The organism is Micromonospora sp. CPCC 206171 (genome assembly GCF_036906755.1).
GTDB lineage: Bacteria > Actinomycetota > Actinomycetes > Mycobacteriales > Micromonosporaceae > Micromonospora > Micromonospora purpureochromogenes.
Genome location: NZ_JBAKHT010000030.1, coordinates 1 through 16853 on the forward strand (window position 1 = coordinate 1; position 16853 = coordinate 16853).

Annotated in this window: 16 protein-coding genes; 4 read left to right on the top strand and 12 right to left on the bottom strand. The window is 73.4% G+C overall.

Annotated elements, in window-relative coordinates; all coding sequences use genetic code 11:
- Positions 1-121: 121 nt before the first annotated feature.
- Together V6U89_RS25775 and V6U89_RS25780 are read right to left on the bottom strand one after the other, a co-directional pair.
- Positions 122-778, bottom strand: a complete 657-nt coding sequence (locus V6U89_RS25775) for a DedA family protein (protein ID WP_334574442.1) — start codon at positions 776-778, stop codon at positions 122-124.
- A gap of 126 nt (positions 779-904) precedes the next feature.
- Positions 905-1264, bottom strand: a complete 360-nt coding sequence (locus tag V6U89_RS25780) for a VOC family protein (RefSeq protein ID WP_154936058.1) — start codon at positions 1262-1264, stop codon at positions 905-907.
- Between the two features lie 160 nt (positions 1265-1424).
- Between V6U89_RS25780 and V6U89_RS25785 the strand changes: the two genes are divergently transcribed.
- Complete coding sequence (locus tag V6U89_RS25785) at positions 1425-4277, top strand: aconitate hydratase (protein WP_334574445.1); 2853 nt, start codon at positions 1425-1427, stop codon at positions 4275-4277.
- A 375-nt stretch (positions 4278-4652) separates the two neighbouring features.
- Here the strand turns inward: V6U89_RS25785 and V6U89_RS25790 are convergent, their stop codons facing one another.
- Positions 4653-4967 carry a hypothetical protein gene (locus V6U89_RS25790; protein WP_334574447.1) on the bottom strand — a complete coding sequence of 105 codons (315 nt, stop codon included), beginning with the start codon at positions 4965-4967 and terminating at the stop codon, positions 4653-4655.
- 230 nt (positions 4968-5197) lie between these two features.
- Between V6U89_RS25790 and V6U89_RS25795 the strand changes: the two genes are divergently transcribed.
- Together V6U89_RS25795 and V6U89_RS25800 are read left to right on the top strand one after the other, a co-directional pair.
- Positions 5198-5962, top strand: coding sequence for a DUF5753 domain-containing protein (locus V6U89_RS25795; RefSeq protein ID WP_334574449.1), 765 nt, complete (start codon positions 5198-5200; stop codon positions 5960-5962).
- Positions 5953-6141 carry a DUF397 domain-containing protein gene (locus V6U89_RS25800; RefSeq protein WP_334574451.1) on the top strand — a complete coding sequence of 63 codons (189 nt, stop codon included), beginning with the start codon at positions 5953-5955 and terminating at the stop codon, positions 6139-6141. Before V6U89_RS25795 ends, V6U89_RS25800 begins: the two co-directional genes overlap by 10 nt.
- Positions 6142-6283: 142 nt before the next feature.
- Here the strand turns inward: V6U89_RS25800 and V6U89_RS25805 are convergent, their stop codons facing one another.
- The 8 genes from V6U89_RS25805 to V6U89_RS25840 all read right to left on the bottom strand — a co-directional run bounded on the left by V6U89_RS25805 (position 6284) and on the right by V6U89_RS25840 (position 15389).
- Positions 6284-6886 carry a GTP-binding protein gene (locus V6U89_RS25805; RefSeq protein WP_088961285.1) on the bottom strand — a complete coding sequence of 201 codons (603 nt, stop codon included), beginning with the start codon at positions 6884-6886 and terminating at the stop codon, positions 6284-6286.
- Positions 6867-7250 (bottom strand): DUF742 domain-containing protein, encoded by a 384-nt coding sequence (locus V6U89_RS25810; protein WP_334574456.1) that lies wholly within the window; start codon positions 7248-7250, stop codon positions 6867-6869. The genes V6U89_RS25805 and V6U89_RS25810 overlap by 20 nt, the downstream gene beginning before the upstream one ends.
- Before the next feature lie 5 nt (positions 7251-7255).
- Positions 7256-7678: a roadblock/LC7 domain-containing protein gene (locus V6U89_RS25815; protein ID WP_088961283.1), complete on the bottom strand. Its 423-nt coding sequence runs from the start codon at positions 7676-7678 to the stop codon at positions 7256-7258.
- A gap of 86 nt (positions 7679-7764) precedes the next feature.
- Positions 7765-10296, bottom strand: coding sequence for a sensor histidine kinase (locus tag V6U89_RS25820; RefSeq protein WP_334574458.1), 2532 nt, complete (start codon positions 10294-10296; stop codon positions 7765-7767).
- Between the two features lie 91 nt (positions 10297-10387).
- Complete coding sequence (locus V6U89_RS25825; RefSeq protein ID WP_334574460.1) at positions 10388-12001, bottom strand: prenyltransferase/squalene oxidase repeat-containing protein; 1614 nt, start codon at positions 11999-12001, stop codon at positions 10388-10390.
- The gene (locus tag V6U89_RS25830; protein WP_334574463.1) at positions 11998-12900 is read right to left on the bottom strand and encodes a terpene synthase family protein; all 903 of its coding nucleotides are present in this window, start codon (positions 12898-12900) and stop codon (positions 11998-12000) included. The genes V6U89_RS25825 and V6U89_RS25830 overlap by 4 nt, the downstream gene beginning before the upstream one ends.
- A 5-nt stretch (positions 12901-12905) precedes the next feature.
- Positions 12906-14288, bottom strand: a complete 1383-nt coding sequence (locus V6U89_RS25835; protein WP_334574465.1) for a cytochrome P450 — start codon at positions 14286-14288, stop codon at positions 12906-12908.
- A gap of 180 nt (positions 14289-14468) precedes the next feature.
- Positions 14469-15389, bottom strand: a complete 921-nt coding sequence (locus V6U89_RS25840) for a GNAT family N-acetyltransferase (protein WP_334574467.1) — start codon at positions 15387-15389, stop codon at positions 14469-14471.
- 84 nt (positions 15390-15473) lie between these two features.
- Between V6U89_RS25840 and V6U89_RS25845 the strand changes: the two genes are divergently transcribed.
- Positions 15474-15722 (top strand): DUF2630 family protein, encoded by a 249-nt coding sequence (locus V6U89_RS25845; protein ID WP_334574470.1) that lies wholly within the window; start codon positions 15474-15476, stop codon positions 15720-15722.
- Positions 15723-15804: 82 nt separating this feature from the next.
- Here the strand turns inward: V6U89_RS25845 and V6U89_RS25850 are convergent, their stop codons facing one another.
- Entirely contained in the window at positions 15805-16734 is a 930-nt protein-coding gene (locus tag V6U89_RS25850; protein ID WP_334574473.1) for a serine protein kinase RIO, read from the bottom strand.
- Positions 16735-16853 lie beyond the last annotated feature (119 nt).

The window sequence follows — 16853 nt, forward strand, 5'->3', positions numbered from 1 at the left end:
GCGTCGACAACCTCGCCGACTGGATCGCCACCCGCGGCTACTCCGCCACCGCCTGACCCACCAACGACAAGGGCCGGCCCCACCCGGGGCCGGCCCTTTCGTCGTCTCTGGTGGTGGCGGGTCAGCCGTCGCGGCCGGCCCGGACCGGCTCGGCCGGCTCCGACGTGGGCTCCTGGCCCAGGTGCCGGGCCCGGCGCCGCAGCCACCAGGTGCTGCCCAGTCCGGCGAGCACCGCGAGGACCAGGCCCGCCCAGGAGATGTCCTTGAGCCAGTGCTCGGCGGCCCGGCCGACGGAGTAGAGCAGGTAGGTCGTGCCGAAGGCCCAGACCAGGCCGCCGGCCGCGTTGGCGACCAGGAACCGGCGGTACGGCACGTGCAGCGCGCCCGCGAGGGGCCCGGCCAGGATGCGCAGCAGCGCGACGAACCGGCCGAAGAAGACCGCCCACACGCCGTGCCGGGCGAAGCTCTGCTCGGCTCGGGCGAGTTGCGCGGGGCCGAGGTGTCGGGGGAAGCGCCGCCCCAACCGGGCCAGCAGCGGACGGCCGCCGCGCCGGCCCACCGCGTACCCGATGGAGTCGCCGAGGATGGCGCCGAACGCCGCGGCGCAGGCCACCCACTCCGGCTCGACCACCCCCGCGGCGGCCAGCAGGGCGGAGCTGACCAGCACGATCTCGCCGGGGAGCGGGACACCCATGCTCTCGACACCGATCACCCCGGCGACGATCAGATAGACCGCGACCGGGGGCAGCGCGGAGAGCCAGTGCTGTACGTCGACCACCCGCCACCCCTTCCGATCCGACCCCGAACCCTACCCCCGCCGCCGAAGCCGGGTGGGGTGCTCGGCAGTTCGGCCGTCCCGCTCACCCCCGTCGGAGCGGGGCGGCCGGCGCGGAGCGGCGGCGTCTCAGCCGGTGATCGGGGCGACGAACTCCAGCCGGTTGCCGTGCGGGTCCTCGGTGTGGAACCGCCGCATGCCGGGCAACTCGTCGTCACCCCAGGTGACCGGGTGCCCGGCGGCGGCCAGCCGGGCGGCGAGGTCGTCCAGGTCGGGGCGGAGCAGGGCCGGGTGCGCCTTGCGGGCGGGGCGGAAGCCGTCCTCGACGCCCAGGTGCAGCTCCGCGCCGTACCCGGTGAACCAGCAACCACCGCGGGCGGCGAGGGCCGGCGGTTTGGGCTTTTCGACCAGGCCGAGCAGGCCGGCGTAGAAGGCCCGGGAGGCCTCCTCGGAGCCGCGTGGGCAGGCGAGCAGGACGTGATGGATCATGGTGGCACCTCCTCGTCCCGAACCCTGGCACGAGGTTGCGCGAATAGCAAGACGGACGTACGGTTTTGTTGACGACGACAATCGGCGGTAAGTGTCACCTAACCTGGGCGGCGCTCCGACCGGTGCGACAGACTGCTCAGGACTACTCACGGTCGCTGGTGTGAAGGAGTACGACGTGGCGAGCCTCGACACCTTCGGTGCGAAGACCCAGCTACGCGTCGGAGACGCGAGCTACGAGATTTTCAGGATTGACAAGGTGGAGGGCCACGACCGGCTGCCCTACAGCTTGAAGGTCCTGCTGGAGAACCTGCTGCGGACCGAGGACGGCGCGAACATCACCGCCGACCACATCCGCCAGCTCGGCGGCTGGGACCCGACCGCCGACCCCAGCGTGGAGATCCAGTTCACCCCGGCGCGGGTGCTCATGCAGGACTTCACCGGCGTGCCCTGCGTCGTGGACCTGGCCACCATGCGGGAGGCCGTCCGCGACCTCGGCGGCGACGCCACCAAGGTCAACCCGCTCGCTCCGGCCGAGCTGGTCATCGACCACTCCGTCATCGCCGACCTGTTCGGCCGCGAGGACGCCTTCGCGCGCAACGTCGAGCTGGAGTACGAGCGCAACAAGGAGCGCTACCAGTTCCTGCGCTGGGGCCAGACCGCGTTCAACGAGTTCAAGGTCGTCCCGCCGGGCACCGGCATCGTGCACCAGGTCAACATCGAGTACCTGGCCCGCACGGTCATGGAGCGCAACGGCCAGGCGTACCCGGACACCGTGGTCGGCACCGACTCGCACACCACGATGGTCAACGGCCTGGGCGTGCTGGGCTGGGGCGTCGGCGGCATCGAGGCCGAGGCCGCGATGCTCGGCCAGCCGGTCAGCATGCTGATCCCCCGGGTCGTCGGCTTCAAGCTGCACGGTGAGATGCCGGCCGGCACCACCGCCACCGACCTGGTGCTGACCATCACCGAGATGCTGCGCAAGCACGGCGTGGTCGGCAAGTTCGTCGAGTTCTACGGCCCCGGCGTCAGCGCCGTGCCGCTGGCCAACCGGGCCACCATCGGCAACATGTCCCCGGAGTACGGCTCCACCGTGGCGATCTTCCCGATCGACGCCGAGACCGTCCGCTACCTGGAGCTGACCGGCCGCGACCCGCAGCAGGTCGCGCTCGTCGAGGCGTACGCCAAGGAGCAGGGCCTCTGGCACGACCCGGAGCGCGAGCCGGAGTACTCCGAGCGGCTGGAGCTCGACCTGGGCACCATCGAGCCGTCGCTGGCCGGGCCGAAGCGCCCGCAGGACCGGGTGCCGCTGGGCAGCGCCAAGACGCTGTTCCGCTCCGCGCTGACCGACTACGTCGCCGACGACTCCGCCGGTGAGCGTGACCTCAAGCCGGGCGTCGCCCGCGAGCAGCTGCCGCGCGGCGCCAACGGCCCGGCCGACGAGGCCAGCGCCGAGTCCTTCCCGGCCAGCGACCCGCCGGCCAACGAGTTCAGCGACCCGGCCGACGAGCCGCGCGACCTGGAGACCGCCGCGGCCGGCGCCGGCGGGCGCGCCACCAACCCGGTCCGGGTGACCAGCCCCGACGGCGTCGAGTACGAGCTGGACCACGGCGCCGTGGTGATCGCCGCCATCACCTCCTGCACCAACACCTCCAACCCGCAGGTGATGATCGGCGCCGCGCTGCTCGCCCGCAACGCGGTCGACAAGGGCCTCACCCGCAAGCCGTGGGTGAAGACCACCCTGGCGCCGGGCTCCAAGGTCGTCATGGACTACTACGACCGCGCCGGCCTCACGCCCTACCTGGACAAGCTCGGCTTCAACCTGGTCGGCTACGGCTGCACCACCTGCATCGGCAACTCCGGCCCGCTGCCGGAGGAGGTCTCCGCCGCGGTCAACGAGGGCGACCTCGCCGTCGTCTCGGTGCTCTCCGGCAACCGGAACTTCGAGGGCCGGATCAACCCGGACGTCAAGATGAACTACCTGGCGTCCCCGCCGCTGGTGGTCGCGTACGCGCTCGCCGGCACGATGGACATCGACCTGGCCAACGAGCCGCTCGGCGAGGACACCGAGGGCAACCCGGTCTTCCTGCGCGACATCTGGCCGAACAGCACCGAGATCCAGGACGTCATCGCCCAGGCGATCGGCGCCACCGGCTTCAGCGCCGCGTACGCCGACGTCTTCGCCGGCGACGAGCGCTGGCAGTCGCTGCCCACCCCGACCGGCGACACCTTCGCCTGGGCGGACGACTCCACCTACGTCCGCAAGCCCCCGTACTTCGAGGGCATGCGGCAGGAGCCGAGCTCGGTCACCGACATCGCCGACGCGCGGGTGCTGGCCAAGCTGGGTGACTCGGTGACCACCGACCACATCTCCCCGGCCGGCTCGATCAAGGCCGACTCCCCCGCCGGTAAGTACCTCGCCGAGCACGGCGTGCCGCGCCACGAGTTCAACTCGTACGGCTCGCGGCGAGGCAACCACGAGGTGATGATCCGGGGCACCTTCGCCAACATCCGGCTGCGCAACCAACTGGTCCCGGGCGTCGAGGGCGGCTTCACGGTCAACCACCTGACCGGCGAGCAGAGCTCGATCTACGACGCCTCGATGGCGTACCAGGAGGCGGGCGTCCCGCTGGTCATCCTGGCCGGCAAGGAGTACGGCTCCGGCTCGTCGCGCGACTGGGCGGCCAAGGGCACCATGCTGCTCGGCGTCAAGGCGGTCATCGCCGAGTCGTACGAGCGGATCCACCGCTCCAACCTGATCGGCATGGGCGTGCTGCCGCTGCAGTTCCCGGTGGACACCACCTCGGAGTCGCTCGGCCTCACCGGCACGGAGACCTTCTCCATCACCGGCGTGACCGCGCTCAACGACGGCGACACCCCGCGCACGGTGCAGGTCACCACCGACACCGGCGTGGAGTTCGACGCCGTGGTCCGGATCGACACCCCGGGCGAGGCGGACTACTACCGGCACGGCGGCATCCTGCAGTACGTGCTGCGCCGGATGATCGCGAGCTGACCTCGTACGGCCGAAGGGCCGCTCCCCGCACTCGCGGGGAGCGGCCCTTCGGCCATTTCCCGGTCGCGCGCGGCGGGCCTCGCTCCGTCGCGCGGTCCGAGCGCCGCGTGGCCGGTCGGCACCGGGCGGGACCGGTCGACGCGGGCCCAGCAGCCCGGCGCACCCCCTCGACCAGCACGAACAGCTCACGCTTGGCGGTCGCGAGACCCCGGGAATCGAGCTGGTAGCCCTCGATCCAGGTCCACCCGTGGGGCGGGTGCCGGTCGCCCATCTCGCGAATCACCCGGACGACGATCGGTGCCACGAACTGCGGAGAGGCAGCCCGAGACAGCACAACGACGTCACCGGCACCGAACCTCGGGCGCGGGCCGCTGCTCATCGCAGCCTCAGCGCGACGGCGCGGGCCTCCTCATCGGTGAGGGGCAGGAACCAGAGGAAGCGGCGGACGATGGCGATCGGGTCCGGGCCGCCGGGCCGGCCGCGAAGGTCGCGGATCGCCCGGCGGGTGATCCGGGAGAACTCGGGGATCAGGGTCGCCCGCCGGGACGCGTTCGTCGGAGTCGCGCGCAGCGTCGGGCAGGGCCAGTCCCGACCGCAGGCGTCGCACCTCCACCACGGGCCGCCTGCGGTGTGCGCGGCGACCGGGCCACTCCCGGTCCGCCAGCGCGATGCGGGCACGACGTTCGTCACCCCGCCGGGGCCACGGTACGCAGGGGTGGGCGGCCCGATCGGCCCAGGCACGGTCGGGCGGGCCGGTGGCGGGTGGTACCTCGGCTTCGGAACCGGCCGCGGCTTGTCCTCAGGCATCGTCTTTGCTCCTTCGGCATCGGCTAACCGGCAGCTTGCCGAGGGTCGTCAGACAATCACACAGCGTTCGCTAATCTTCTTTGGACGGTTGTTTTGTTCCTGAGAGGACAGGCATGAACCATGCGTTTGTCGCCGCGCTGGCCGAGGCGGGCCACACGGCCGAGAGCCTCGCGGACCGCCTGGGGGTGCATCCGAAGACCGTCGCCCGGTGGGCCAACCCGGGACACATCCCGCAGAGCCGGCACCGCGCCACGGTCGCGAGCATCCTCGGACAGCACCCCGACACGCTCTGGCCGGACGCGGCTCACCGGCGCGAGCCGGTGTGGTTCCGGCCCTGGGTCGACATCGAGCGGGACGCTGTCGCACTGCGCGCGTTCCAACTCGCCTGGGTGCCGGGGCTGCTTCAGACCGAGGCGTACGCGCGCGTGACGCTTGAGTGGGAGGCGTTGGCACCGACCAAGGTTGAAGAGTTGGTCGCGGCCCGGATAGCTCGACAGTCGATCCTGGTCCGTGAGTGCGGGCCCTTGTTCGTCGCGGTGTTGGACGAGGGTGTCATTCGTCGGCAGGTCGGCGGTCGGGATCTCATGGCCGCTCAGCTCGCACATCTCGTGAGCTGCGCCGAGCTACCGAACCTCCAGCTTCATGTGGTGCCCCGAGACACGGCCGCGTATCCCGGGCTGAACGGGCCATTCATGCTCGCCGAACTGCCGGACGGGACGCGGGTGGGGCACGTCGACAGTCAGGCGCGTGCGCAGATCATCGAGCAGGCATCCGAGATTGCTACGCTGGAGCGAAGGTGGGAACGCTTACGCGGCGAGGCTCTGCCCCGACAGCGATCCCTGGACCTCTTGAAAGAAGCAGCGGCATCATGGACCTGACTGGCGCACAGTGGCGCAAGAGCACGAAGAGCGGCAGCAACGGCGGCGACTGCGTCGAGGTCGCGGACAACCTCGCGGGCGTCGTGGGCGTACGCGACTCCAAGGACCCCGCCGGTCCGGCCCTCACCTTCGCACCGGCCGCCTGGCGACGGTTCGTGGAGACGGCCAAGCGCGGCTGATCCCCCGACTCCGAGAGGCCCCCGGCGTTCCGCCGGGGGCCTTCGACGTTCCCGGGCGCGCGCCCGCCGCGAAATGCGGCGTGTCGCCGTATCCGGGTAGCTGGACACCGCGACACGCCGCAACCGGTGTCGATCGCGCCGGTCAGTCCTCGCGGCGGCGGGCCTCCCGGGTCTTCATGGCGTGCTCCATGAGCGTGACCAGCACGTCCCGGCTGGACTCCCGCTGCCGGGCGTCGCAGAGCAGCACCGGCACGCCCGGGTCCAGGTTGAGCGCCGCCTGCACCTCGTCCAGCTGGTAGCGCCGGGCATCCTCGAAGCAGTTCACCGCCACCACGAACGGGGTGCCCCGCTCCTCGAAGTAGTCGATCGAGGGGAAGCAGTCGGCCAGCCGGCGGGTGTCCGCCAGCACCACCGCGCCGATCGCGCCGAGGGCCAGCTCGTCCCAGACGAACCAGAACCGGTCCTGGCCCGGGGTGCCGAAGAGGTAGAGCACCAGGTCGTCGCTGATGGTGATCCGACCGAAGTCCATCGCCACCGTGGTGGTGGTCTTGTCCTCCACGCCGGACAGGTCGTCGACCCCGATGCCCGTCTCGGTCAGCACCTCCTCGGTGCGCAGCGGCCTGGTCTCGCTCACCGAGCCGACCATGGTGGTCTTGCCCGCGCCGAAGCCGCCGGCGATCAGGATCTTGATCGCGGTGGGCAGCGGCGGCGCTCCCGCCGGCCGGTCAGAGTGCCCGTAGTCCATTGATCACCGCCTCGAAGACGCTCTCGTCAGGTAGGCCGGCGCTGCCGCGCGGCGGCCGCACCATCACCAGTTCGCGGGCCACCAGGTCGCCGAGGAGGACCCGGACGGTCCCCACCGGCAGGTCCAGATGGGCGGCGACCTCCGCCACGGACTGCATCCGCTGGCAGAGCGCGACGATCGCCAGGTGTTCCGGGCCCAGCCCGGACTCCGCGCCGGCATCCGCGCGGGTCGCCGTCACCAGGGAGATGAGGTCGAACGTGCCGGTGACCGGGCGGGCCCGGCCGCGGGTGACCGCGTACGGGCGGACCACCGGTCCGGCGTGGTCGTCCACCCACCTGTCCTCGGAACCGCCCTCGACCCTCATCGCCGCTACTTCCCGCCAGCCGGCTGGTCGAGCCCCCGGGTCGGCGACGCGACGAACTTGCCCACCCGGGTCACCAGCATCGCCATCTCGTAGGCGATCAGACCGACGTCGGCGTCCTCGGCGGCGAGCACCGCCAGGCAGGCGTTGCGCCCGGCCGCCGTCACGAACAGGAACGACGACTGCATCTCGATGATGGTCTGCTGGACCTGCCCGCCGCCGAACCGTTTGCCCGCGCCCCGGGCCAGGCTCTGGATCCCGGCCGCCATCGCCGCCAGGTGCTCACCGTCGTCCCGGCTCAGCCCCCGCGACGAGGCCATCAGCAGGCCGTCGGAGGAGAGCGCCACGGCGTGTTCGGCCTGCTTCACCCGACCGACCAGATCGTCCAGCAGCCACGTCAGGTCGGCACTCGAAGCCGTCTTCTGCCCCACTCGTCGTCCTCTTCTCCCCCGGCTGGTGTCGCCGTACGTCGGTATTGCCGTGCCCCGTCGCGCGGTCGCTTCTCCTCGCGCCGCCGTCAGGTCGCCTGACCGTCCCCGTTCTCCGGCCCGTTGCCGGACCGCGCCCCGGTGGCGGCGCCTCCCAGCAGGCGGGCGGCATCGGTCCGGCCACGCCGGGTGCCCGTCTGGTAGGAGCTCATCATCTTGCGCACCTGCTCCGGCAGGCGCGCCGCCTGCTCGTCGGGCTCGTCCTCGGCCGCCTGCTCAGCGCGCAGTTCCGGCACGATGTTGGCCTGCCGTACCCGCACCGGCAGGCCGGAATCCGTCACCCGGCCGTCCGTGCCGGCCGGCGTCCGGTCGTCCGTGCCGGCGGACGTCCGCTCGTCGGTGGCCGCGTCCGGCACGGCCGCGTCGACCGGCGTCGGGACCGTCGCGGGCCGCTGCGGCGCGGCGGGCCGGGCCACGGTGGTCGGCAGGCCGGTCGGCACGGTGGGGCCGGTCAGGGCACCCTGGCCGGGCCGGGTCCGCGACCGGGTGGGTAGCCCCGCCGCGGACGGCGGCGGCGCAGTCCCGGCCCGGACCGGCAGCGCCGGAGTGTCCACCGGATCGCCGTCCGCGGCGGTGTCGCTGTCGGCCGCCGGGGCCCCGGCCGGCGGCGTGTCCTCGCCTGCGGCGACCGGCCGGGCCGACCCGGTGCCGACCGGGAAGCCGCCGGAGGTGTTCGCGTCCTGGCCGGTCTCCACCAGGTCGAGGGGGATCAGCACGATGGCGGTGGTGCCGCCGTACGCGGACTCCTTGAGCTGCACCTTCACCCCGTGCCGCTCGGTCAGCCGGCTGACCACGTAGAGGCCCAGCCGGGCGGCGTTGGCCAGGTTCAGCTCGGAGCGGTCCGCGATGCGGTCGTTGGCGGCGGCCAGGTCGTCCTCGGTCATGCCGAGGCCGCGGTCCTCGATCTCGATGGCGAAGCCGTTGGCGACCAGTTGGCCCCGCACCTCCACCGAGGTGTGCGGCGGGGAGAAGGAGAGGCCGTTCTCGATCAGCTCGGCCAGCAGGTGGATCACGTCACCGACCGCCCGGCCGGCGAGCGAGACGGGCCCCAGCGGCAGCACGTTGACCCGGGTGTAGTCCTCGACCTCGGCGACCGCGCCGCGCACCACGTCCACCATGGGCACGTTGCGTCGCCAGGCACGGCCCGGGGTCGAGCCGGAGAGCACGATCAGGTTCTCGGCGTTGCGCCGCATCCGGGTGGCCAGGTGGTCCACCCGGAACAGGTCCTCCAGCTCCTCCGCGTCCTGCTCGCGGCGCTCCATCGCGTCGAGCAGGGTGAGCTGGCGATGGACCAGGGCCTGCGTGCGCCGGGCCAGGCTGAGAAAGACCTCGCGGACGTTGCGGCGCAGCTCGGCCTGCTCGACCGCGGTCCGCACGGCGGTCTCCTGCACCACGTTGAACGCCTTGCCGACCTGGCCGATCTCGTCGTCGCCGAACTCCAGCGGTGGCGCCTCGGTGGCGACGTCGACCTGCTCGCCGTGCCCGAGCCGCTCCACGACGCCGGGCAGCCGCTCGTTGGCTAGCCGGAAGGCGGCCTCGCGCAGCCGTTCGAGCTGACGGACCAGGGCGCGGGCGGTGGTGATCGAGACGATCACCGAGGCGATGACGGCGATCAGGCCGAGGCCGGCGGCGAGCACCATCCGGACGATCACCCAGATCGCCACCGGGGTGGCCCGGTCGACCAGCGCGTCGCCGCTGGCCAGCACCGTGGCCTCCTGCTCCTGCAACGCCGGGGTGATGGCGGCCTGCCAGTCGTCGGCCTCGACGGGCAGTGGCGCGTTGGGGCGGCCGTCCCGGACCAGCCGGTCCTCCATCGACCGCAGCCGGACGAAGGACTGCCCGTCGGTCATCCGCACGTAGCGTTCACGGTCGGCGTCGGGCAGCTCGGCCAGCGCCTCGCCGGCGAGGAACCGCTGCGCGCCGACCAGGTGGGCGAACTGGGCGTACTCCCGGTCGTTGATCCGACCGGCGGCGGCCACCCCGGCGAAGAGGGCGTCCTCCTGGGACATCAGCTCCCGCACCCGGACCAGCTGGGTGAGCGTGGCGGTGTCCTTGGCAATCTGCTCGTCGTCCAGTTTGCCCAGTGACGCGTACACCCGGAACAGCGAGTCGAGCACCCCGGTGTACGAGTCGACGGCGCCGGCCCGGTCGACGGCGCGGGTGGCCACCGCGTCCCGCACCGCGCCCAGGGCGTCCAGCCGGGTGACCACCTCGTCGATCCGCTCCACCAGCTCGTCGCTGGAGGCAAGCCGGGCCCGCGAGCTGCGGGCCGACTCGGCGAAGTCGGCGGCCCGCTCCTCGCTGCGCCGGCGCTGCTCGCGCAGCTGCTCGGCCTGCTCCTGGCTCGGGCGGCCGAGGTAGGCCGCCGACATCCGGCGTTCCCGCTGGAGTTCGGTGAGCAGCGACTCACTCGGCTCGGCGATCTGCGCGTCGAGCGTCTGCACGCCGAGCACGTTGAGACCGTCGCGCAGGGTCACCCAGGCCGCGAAAGCCCAGAGCGCGGCCAGCGAGACCAGCAGGGCCACAACCTTGGTGCGTAGACTTGCACTGCGGGAACCCATCACACCCGTCCCTCGCCGGTCCTGATTCACGTTTCGGATTGGCCGAAAAGCGCGACCCCGGCCCCGGCGCACGCTAGCAGTGTCCGGAAGTTCACTCAAGCAGTGCAGACCAGGGGTCTGTCGGGGTATGGGCGCCACCGCGCAGCCGGTCGCCCGCCGCCTTGCGCGCGGCGATCACGGCCGCCCGTACGATCTGTCCAGGATGGTACAGGTCCTTGTCGTGCCACAATGGAGGGCAGTCGCGCTCACCGTCCATCGCGGACAGCCGGCGGGCCGCCACGGCCACGGCCGCGTCGAGCGAGGGCGAGGGCCGCCCCGCCAGGAGCACGAGCAGGCCGTACGCGGTCTCCTCCGCCGTGCCGGCCCACCGCCCCCAGGAGCCGTCCGACTGCTGGCTGTCGAGCACCCAGCCGACCGCCCGCTCCACCGCCGCCCGGGCCGACGGACCGCCGTGTTCGCGCAGGGCGAGCACCGCACAGCAGGTGGCGTAGTAGGGCGAGGCGTGCCAGCGGTCGGCCCACCGGCCGTCGGCCTCCTGCCGGTCGAGCAGCCAGCCGGTGAGCCGGCGCACCACCCCCGCCGCCCGGGGGCCACCGTCGCCGGGCTGCCGGCCCAGCGCCTCCAGCACGTGCGCGTTGGTGGTCACCGACGCGCCGTTCTCCCCCTGCCAGGTGCAGAAGTGCTCTCCGGTGTCGTACCCGGCCAGGCACGCCGGGTCGGCCGGTTGACCCAGCCGCGCCAGCGCGTACAGGGTGACCGCGGTGGTGTCGGCGTCGGTGGGCAGGCCCGGCCCGGTGGCGGCGCCGTCCGGGCCGAGCGCGGCGCGCAGCTCGGCGAGGATCCCGGCCGGCACCGACAGCGGCACGCCCACCCGGGCCAGGGTGGCCAGCACCCAGGAGCGTTCGAAGACCGTGATCGGGGTGGCGCAGGGCACCGGTCCCCCGTTGTCGGCGATCGCCTGGCGCAGGTAGTGCACGCTGGCCGGTGGGCTCCCGTCGGGGCCGCCGAGCCAGGCGGCGGTGGCGGCCGGGGAGGCGCCGACCGCGCCCGACGCGGTGGGGCTCACGGTGGGCAGTCGCCGCGCCGCCGGGCCGAGGACCTCCAGCGCGTGCCACAGCTTCGGCGGCATCGGACGGCCGGACCGGGCGAGCAGGCGTACCCGGTCGAGGCGCTGCGAGTCCATGCCGGCCGGCAGCGGCGGCGGGCCGGCCGCGCGCCGCTCGGCAAGCGCCGCCGGCGGCTCGGCCAGCCGGTCGCCGATCCGCTCGACCAGCGCCGGGACGATCAGGTCCGCGGCCGGCAGGTCCGGCACGGGGTACGTCGCCGGGCCGGCCGCCCGGTCGTACAGCAGGCGCAGCGCCCGGTCGACGGCGTTGCGCACGCCGTCCCGGGACCAGCCGACGGGGGTGTCCCGCTCCAGCGCGGCGAGCAGCCCCTCGACGGCGCTCAGCGTGGGCACCAGCGCGTAGCCCTCCGGCCCGCCCCAGCCGCCGTCCGGGCGCTGCCCGGCGAGCAGGAAGCGGATCCGTTCGGCGTGCTGCGGCAGCCAGGGCGCCAGGGAGACCAACCGACCGGTCTCGTACGGCGACGCGGACGTACGGCCCGCCGGACGGATGGTCAACCCGGCGACCAGCTCGCCCGCCGCCATCGCGTACCCGGGATCCTCCGGCGGTGCGGCGTCCCGGGCCAGAGCCTCCGTGCTCACGCCACCCCCCAGAAGTCCGTCGACCGGTAGAAGCCGCTGGTGTAGCCGAGCTGCCGGGTCAGGTAGGCCGCCTCCCGGGGGCAGTCGGCGCGCAGCTCGTCGAGCAGCTCGGTGGCCCGGGCGAGAAGGCCGGTCAGCTCCCGCTCGACGACGGCCCGGTCCTCGACCAGCATGATCGCGTTGAGGTCGCCCCAGCGCAGGTCTCGCTCGTAGGTGGCCAGGTCGTTGACCAGCCGCAGGGCGCGTTGCACCGCGTCGCTGGCGGCGACCAGCCGATCGAGCCGGTCGGGTGTGTCCGGGCCGCCGGTGGAGATCCAGTGCCCCACGTTCACCACGGTGCAGGCCAGGTTGTCGGCGTTGGCCAGGTAGTCGGCGAGCGACGGCAGCGGCAGCAGGTCGTCGCGGCCGGCCGTCCGCCAGTGCCATTCCCGCCGCATCGCCTCCAGCGTCCGGCGCACCGCCTCCCGCCACACCCCGCCCAGCGTGGCGAAGGCCGGCGCGGCGGCCAGGTCGGCGCGGAACTCGGCGAGGAACCGGCCCAGCGGGTCGTTCGCCGTCGCGGGTGCCCCGGCGGCGACCGCGAGCTGCCGGCGCACCAGCTGGTCGATCTCGGCGGCGGAGGTGGCCAGGTGGTCCACCTGCCAGTCCAGCGCGAACCCCCAGAGCACCGCCCGGTTGGTCAACCGCAGCTCGGCAGCGTCGCACTCGGGGGCGCTGAACGCGATGGCCAGGGCGACGCTGCTGGCCAGGGCCGCGTCGAAGGGCCCGGCGGCGAAGAGGTCCGGGTGGGCGGCCAGGCAGCGGTGCAGGTCCCGCTGGCCCTGCGCGGCGAGGGCGCAGATCCGGCCGTGCTCGGCGGCCTCCCGCAGCTCGTCTATCGCCCGCACGTCAGGTGCCACGGCGGTCAGGCCAGGGCCGGCTGGCGGTGCGGGGTGAGCATCAGCGGCACCGGCCCCCCGGCTCGCAGTGAGGCGGCGAGCTGCGGTGCCGGCATCCCGGGCTCGCAGAGCCGGTACCGGAACCGGCTGAACAGGGTCGCCAGGATCAGCGTCGCCTCCAGCTGGAACAGGTACTGCCCGATGCACTGGTGGGCGCCGCCACCGAACGGGAAGTAGGCGTACCGGTGCGCGCGCCGGGGCGCATCGGGGGCGAAGCGCTCCGGGTCGAAGACCTCCGGGCGGTCCCAGAACCGGGCCAGCCGCTGGGTGACGTAGGGGCTGAGGGCGATCGTCGCGCCGGCGGAGATCCGGGCGCCGCCGATGACGTCGTCGGCGACCGCCGTCCGCGGGACCAGCCAACCCGACGGATAGGCGCGGAGCAGCTCGTCCAGCACCATCCGGGTGTAGCGCAGCTCGCCGACCTGCTCCCGGGTGACCACCTCGCCGGGGCCGACCACCCGGTCGATCTCCTCGTAGAGCCGGGCGGCGACGTCGGGCACCTGCTCCAGCAGCGGGAAGAGCCAGGTGAGCACCGTGTACGTGGTCTCGGTGGTGGTGGCGAAGGTGGACACCACGTCGTCGCGGACCCGCCGCTCGTCCAACCTGTTGCCGTCGGCGTCCCTGGCCCTGGCCAGCGTGGCGAGGATGTCGTCGCCGCCCTCGGGGCTGGCGCGCTCGGCGCGGACCAGCGGGAGCAGGATCTCGTCGATGTTCCGCACGGCCCGACGGAAGGCCCGGTCGCCGGGCATCGGCACGGCGTCCGGCAGGAACGGGGCGAGCAACCGGAACCGCAGCGCGGTCGCCACGGTGTTCTGCTCCACGACCACCCGTCTGGCGTCGGCGGTGTCGATTTTGGCGCCGAAGAAGACCCGGCTGACGGCCGCGCAGATGATGCGGGAAACCTCGGCGGCCGCGTCGACCGGGGTGCCGTCGCGCGCCGGGCCGGCCAGCTCGTCCACGGCGTCGCTGATCGCCCGGCTCATGTCGGCCACGGCGGCGTCGAGCCGCTTGGGGGTGAAGTGCGGCTGGAGCCGCCGCCGGCTCGCCTCCCACTTCGGACCCTCCGAGAGGATCCCGTCACCGCCCAGCTTCCGGACCGACCGCCACAGCATGCTGTCGCCGGCCCGGGTGTAGTTCGCGGCGTTGTCCCGCAGCACGTGCTGGACGTGCGCCGGCTCGGTGACCAGGTACGGCCGGATGGTGCCCAGGTTCAGCCGGACGACCTGCCCGGGCGTCGCGTCGGCGAGGCCGACCAGGGTGCCCAGCGGGTCGCGCAGCAGCTTGGGCAGCGTGCGACGCAGGGTGGCGACGTGCGGCTTGCGGTGAACCGGGGCGGTCGACTCAGTCATGGCTCACCTGCACGGGTCCTCCTCCGGTGCCGCGCCACCTCGCGCTGCGTGGTGCTGTGGTGATGGCGCGTGACGGTTGCGGTGAGCATGTCACTGATGAAAAGGCTTTTCCAGATTTTGCGTCCGGAGAAATTCTCACAGTCAACGAAGTCGTCCACTGTGCACGGTCGCTTCCGGACGTCAGCTCGACAGATCGCGCAGGTAGCGCCACTCCGCGGCCACCGGCCGGTAACCTAATCGGCGGTTCAGCGTGAGCATCGGCACATTACCGGCGTCGTTGCTCGTGTACGCGTACCGCAGCCCGGCCGCCCGGGCCCGGCTCAGCGAGCGGCGCTTGACCGCGCGGGCCAGCCCCCGGCCCCGGTGCCCGCGCCGGGTGCCGGTCATCCCCGACCGGTAGCGGACCCGGCCGTCGGTCAGCGCGAAGCCGAACGCGAGCACCTCCCCGCCCCGGACGGCCACCGTGGTCAGGTCCCGGTCCAGGTCGGGACGCTCCCAGTAGGCGGTCCGCCAGTCGGCGTAGCTGATCTCGTCCATCGTCACCTCGCCCGGCTCGTCGCGGGAGGCGTCGAGGTCGGCCAGGTAGAGCGGGTGCGGGTCGGGCAGCTCGGCCGCGGCGAGCAGCCGCACCCCGGCCGGCAGCGCCGGGGCCGGGGGCAGCTCCGCCTCGGCCAGGTCCAGCAGCAGGAACTCGGCGCGCCGTCCGCGCCGGTAGCCGCGCCGCTCGGCGAAGCCGGTGCTGGCCGGGTCGTCGGCCACCTTCGCGTACGCGGCCAGCGCCCCCAGCTCGGCCAGCCGCCGCTCGGCGGCGACGAGCAGGGCGCTGCCCGCACCCGCGCCGCGCCACCGCGGGTGCACCGACAGGTTGGCGAAGCCCAGCCCCGGATCCGCGCTCTCGTGCAGCAGCCCGGTCCGCGCCTCGCCGACCACTCTCCCGGCGCTCTCGGCGACCAGCACGCCGAACCGCTCGGCGGCCGGCGCGCCGGTGAGCCGCCAGCCCAGCCACTCCTCGGTGATCATCTGGTACGGCGCGGCGGCGGCCAGCACCTCGGCGACCGCCGGCACGTCGGCGGGTCGCAGCGGGCGTACGACAGGGGCCATGGTGGCCGAACCTACCCCGACGCGGCGCCGTCCGGGGGGTGCGAATCCGGGCGCGCCGGGGCGCCCTGTGCCAGGCTCAGGGGCATGGACGACACCACCATCCTGAACCGGATCTCGGAACTCGTCGACGAGGAGCACCGGCTGCGCTCCGCGGCGCAGGCCAACGAGTCCGGCACCGACGACGAGGCACGCGAGCGGCTGCGCGCGTTGGAGGAGTCCCTGGACCAGTGCTGGGACCTGCTGCGCCGCCGCCGGGCGGCCCGGAGCGCGCACGGCGACCCGGACTCTCAGGGCGAGCGCCCGATCCCGGAGGTCGAGCGCTACCTCCAGTAGAGCGGCCAGGCGGGCGGCGACGCCCGGCGGGCGGGACGGGTACGCCCCGGACGGTCAGCGGACCGTCCGGGGCGTACCCGGATCAGCGGATGCCGGCCTCGTGCAGCAGCAACGCGGTCAGCTCGGCCGGGTCGACCTCGGCCGCCGGCAGCCCCCGCGCGGCGAACCAGGCGCCCACCACCTTCACGTCCCGGGCCAGGAACTCCGGCCCCTGCGGGTTGGCCACCACGTCGACCACCTGCGGCAGGTCGATCATGACGAGGCGCCCCCGGTGCACCAGCAGGTTGTACGGCGACAGGTCGCCGTGGGCGTACCCGGCGCGGGCCAGCACGACCAGCGCGTCCACCATCTGTTCCCACAGCGAGCGCAGCTCGCCCGCCTCCGGGCGCAGCTGGGCCAGCCGGGGCGCCGCCGCGCCCTCGTCGGCGTCGCCGACGAACTCCAGCATCAGCTCGGTGCCGATCAACTGGACCGGGTAGGGCACGGCGATCCGCCCGGAGTCCGCGCCGATCTCCCAGAGCCGGCTGAGGGCGGCGAACTCGGCCGCGGCCCACTGCCCGGCGATCATCTGCCGACCGAACGCGGTACGCCCGGCCATCGCCCGGTTCTCCCGGGACCGCCGCACCCGGCGCCCCTCCAGGTAGCCGGCATCGCGGTGGAAGAGCCGGTGCTGGGCGTCCCGGTAGCGCTTGACGGCCAGCAGGCAGGACCGGTCGGTGTCCGGCACCGCACGGCGGACGAGGTGGACGTCCGCCTCCTTGCCGGTCTTGAGCACACCGAGCTCGGTGTCCCGGGCGGCCAGCTCGGTGACCAGCCACTCGGGATGGGGTTCGGGGCCGTGGACGGCCTCGTCCCAGGAGGACCAGCGGTCCTCGGGTTCGGGCTCGTCGTCGGGCTCGACGAGGGCCGGCTCGACGTGCCGGCCGTGCTTCAGGAAGTGTGGTTCGTCGTCGTCGAAGCGGCTCTTGCCGCGGCCACGGCGCTGCGGCGCCGGGAGGTCGTGTTCGCGCACGGAAGTGGTGATCCCTTGATCGAGGCTGATGGAGGCAGGTGGAACGACCCTGCAAAGACGGCCATGACCGACCTCCTTCTCCTCGACCGGGCTCGACCCGGCTGCGCACCCGCGCGGCA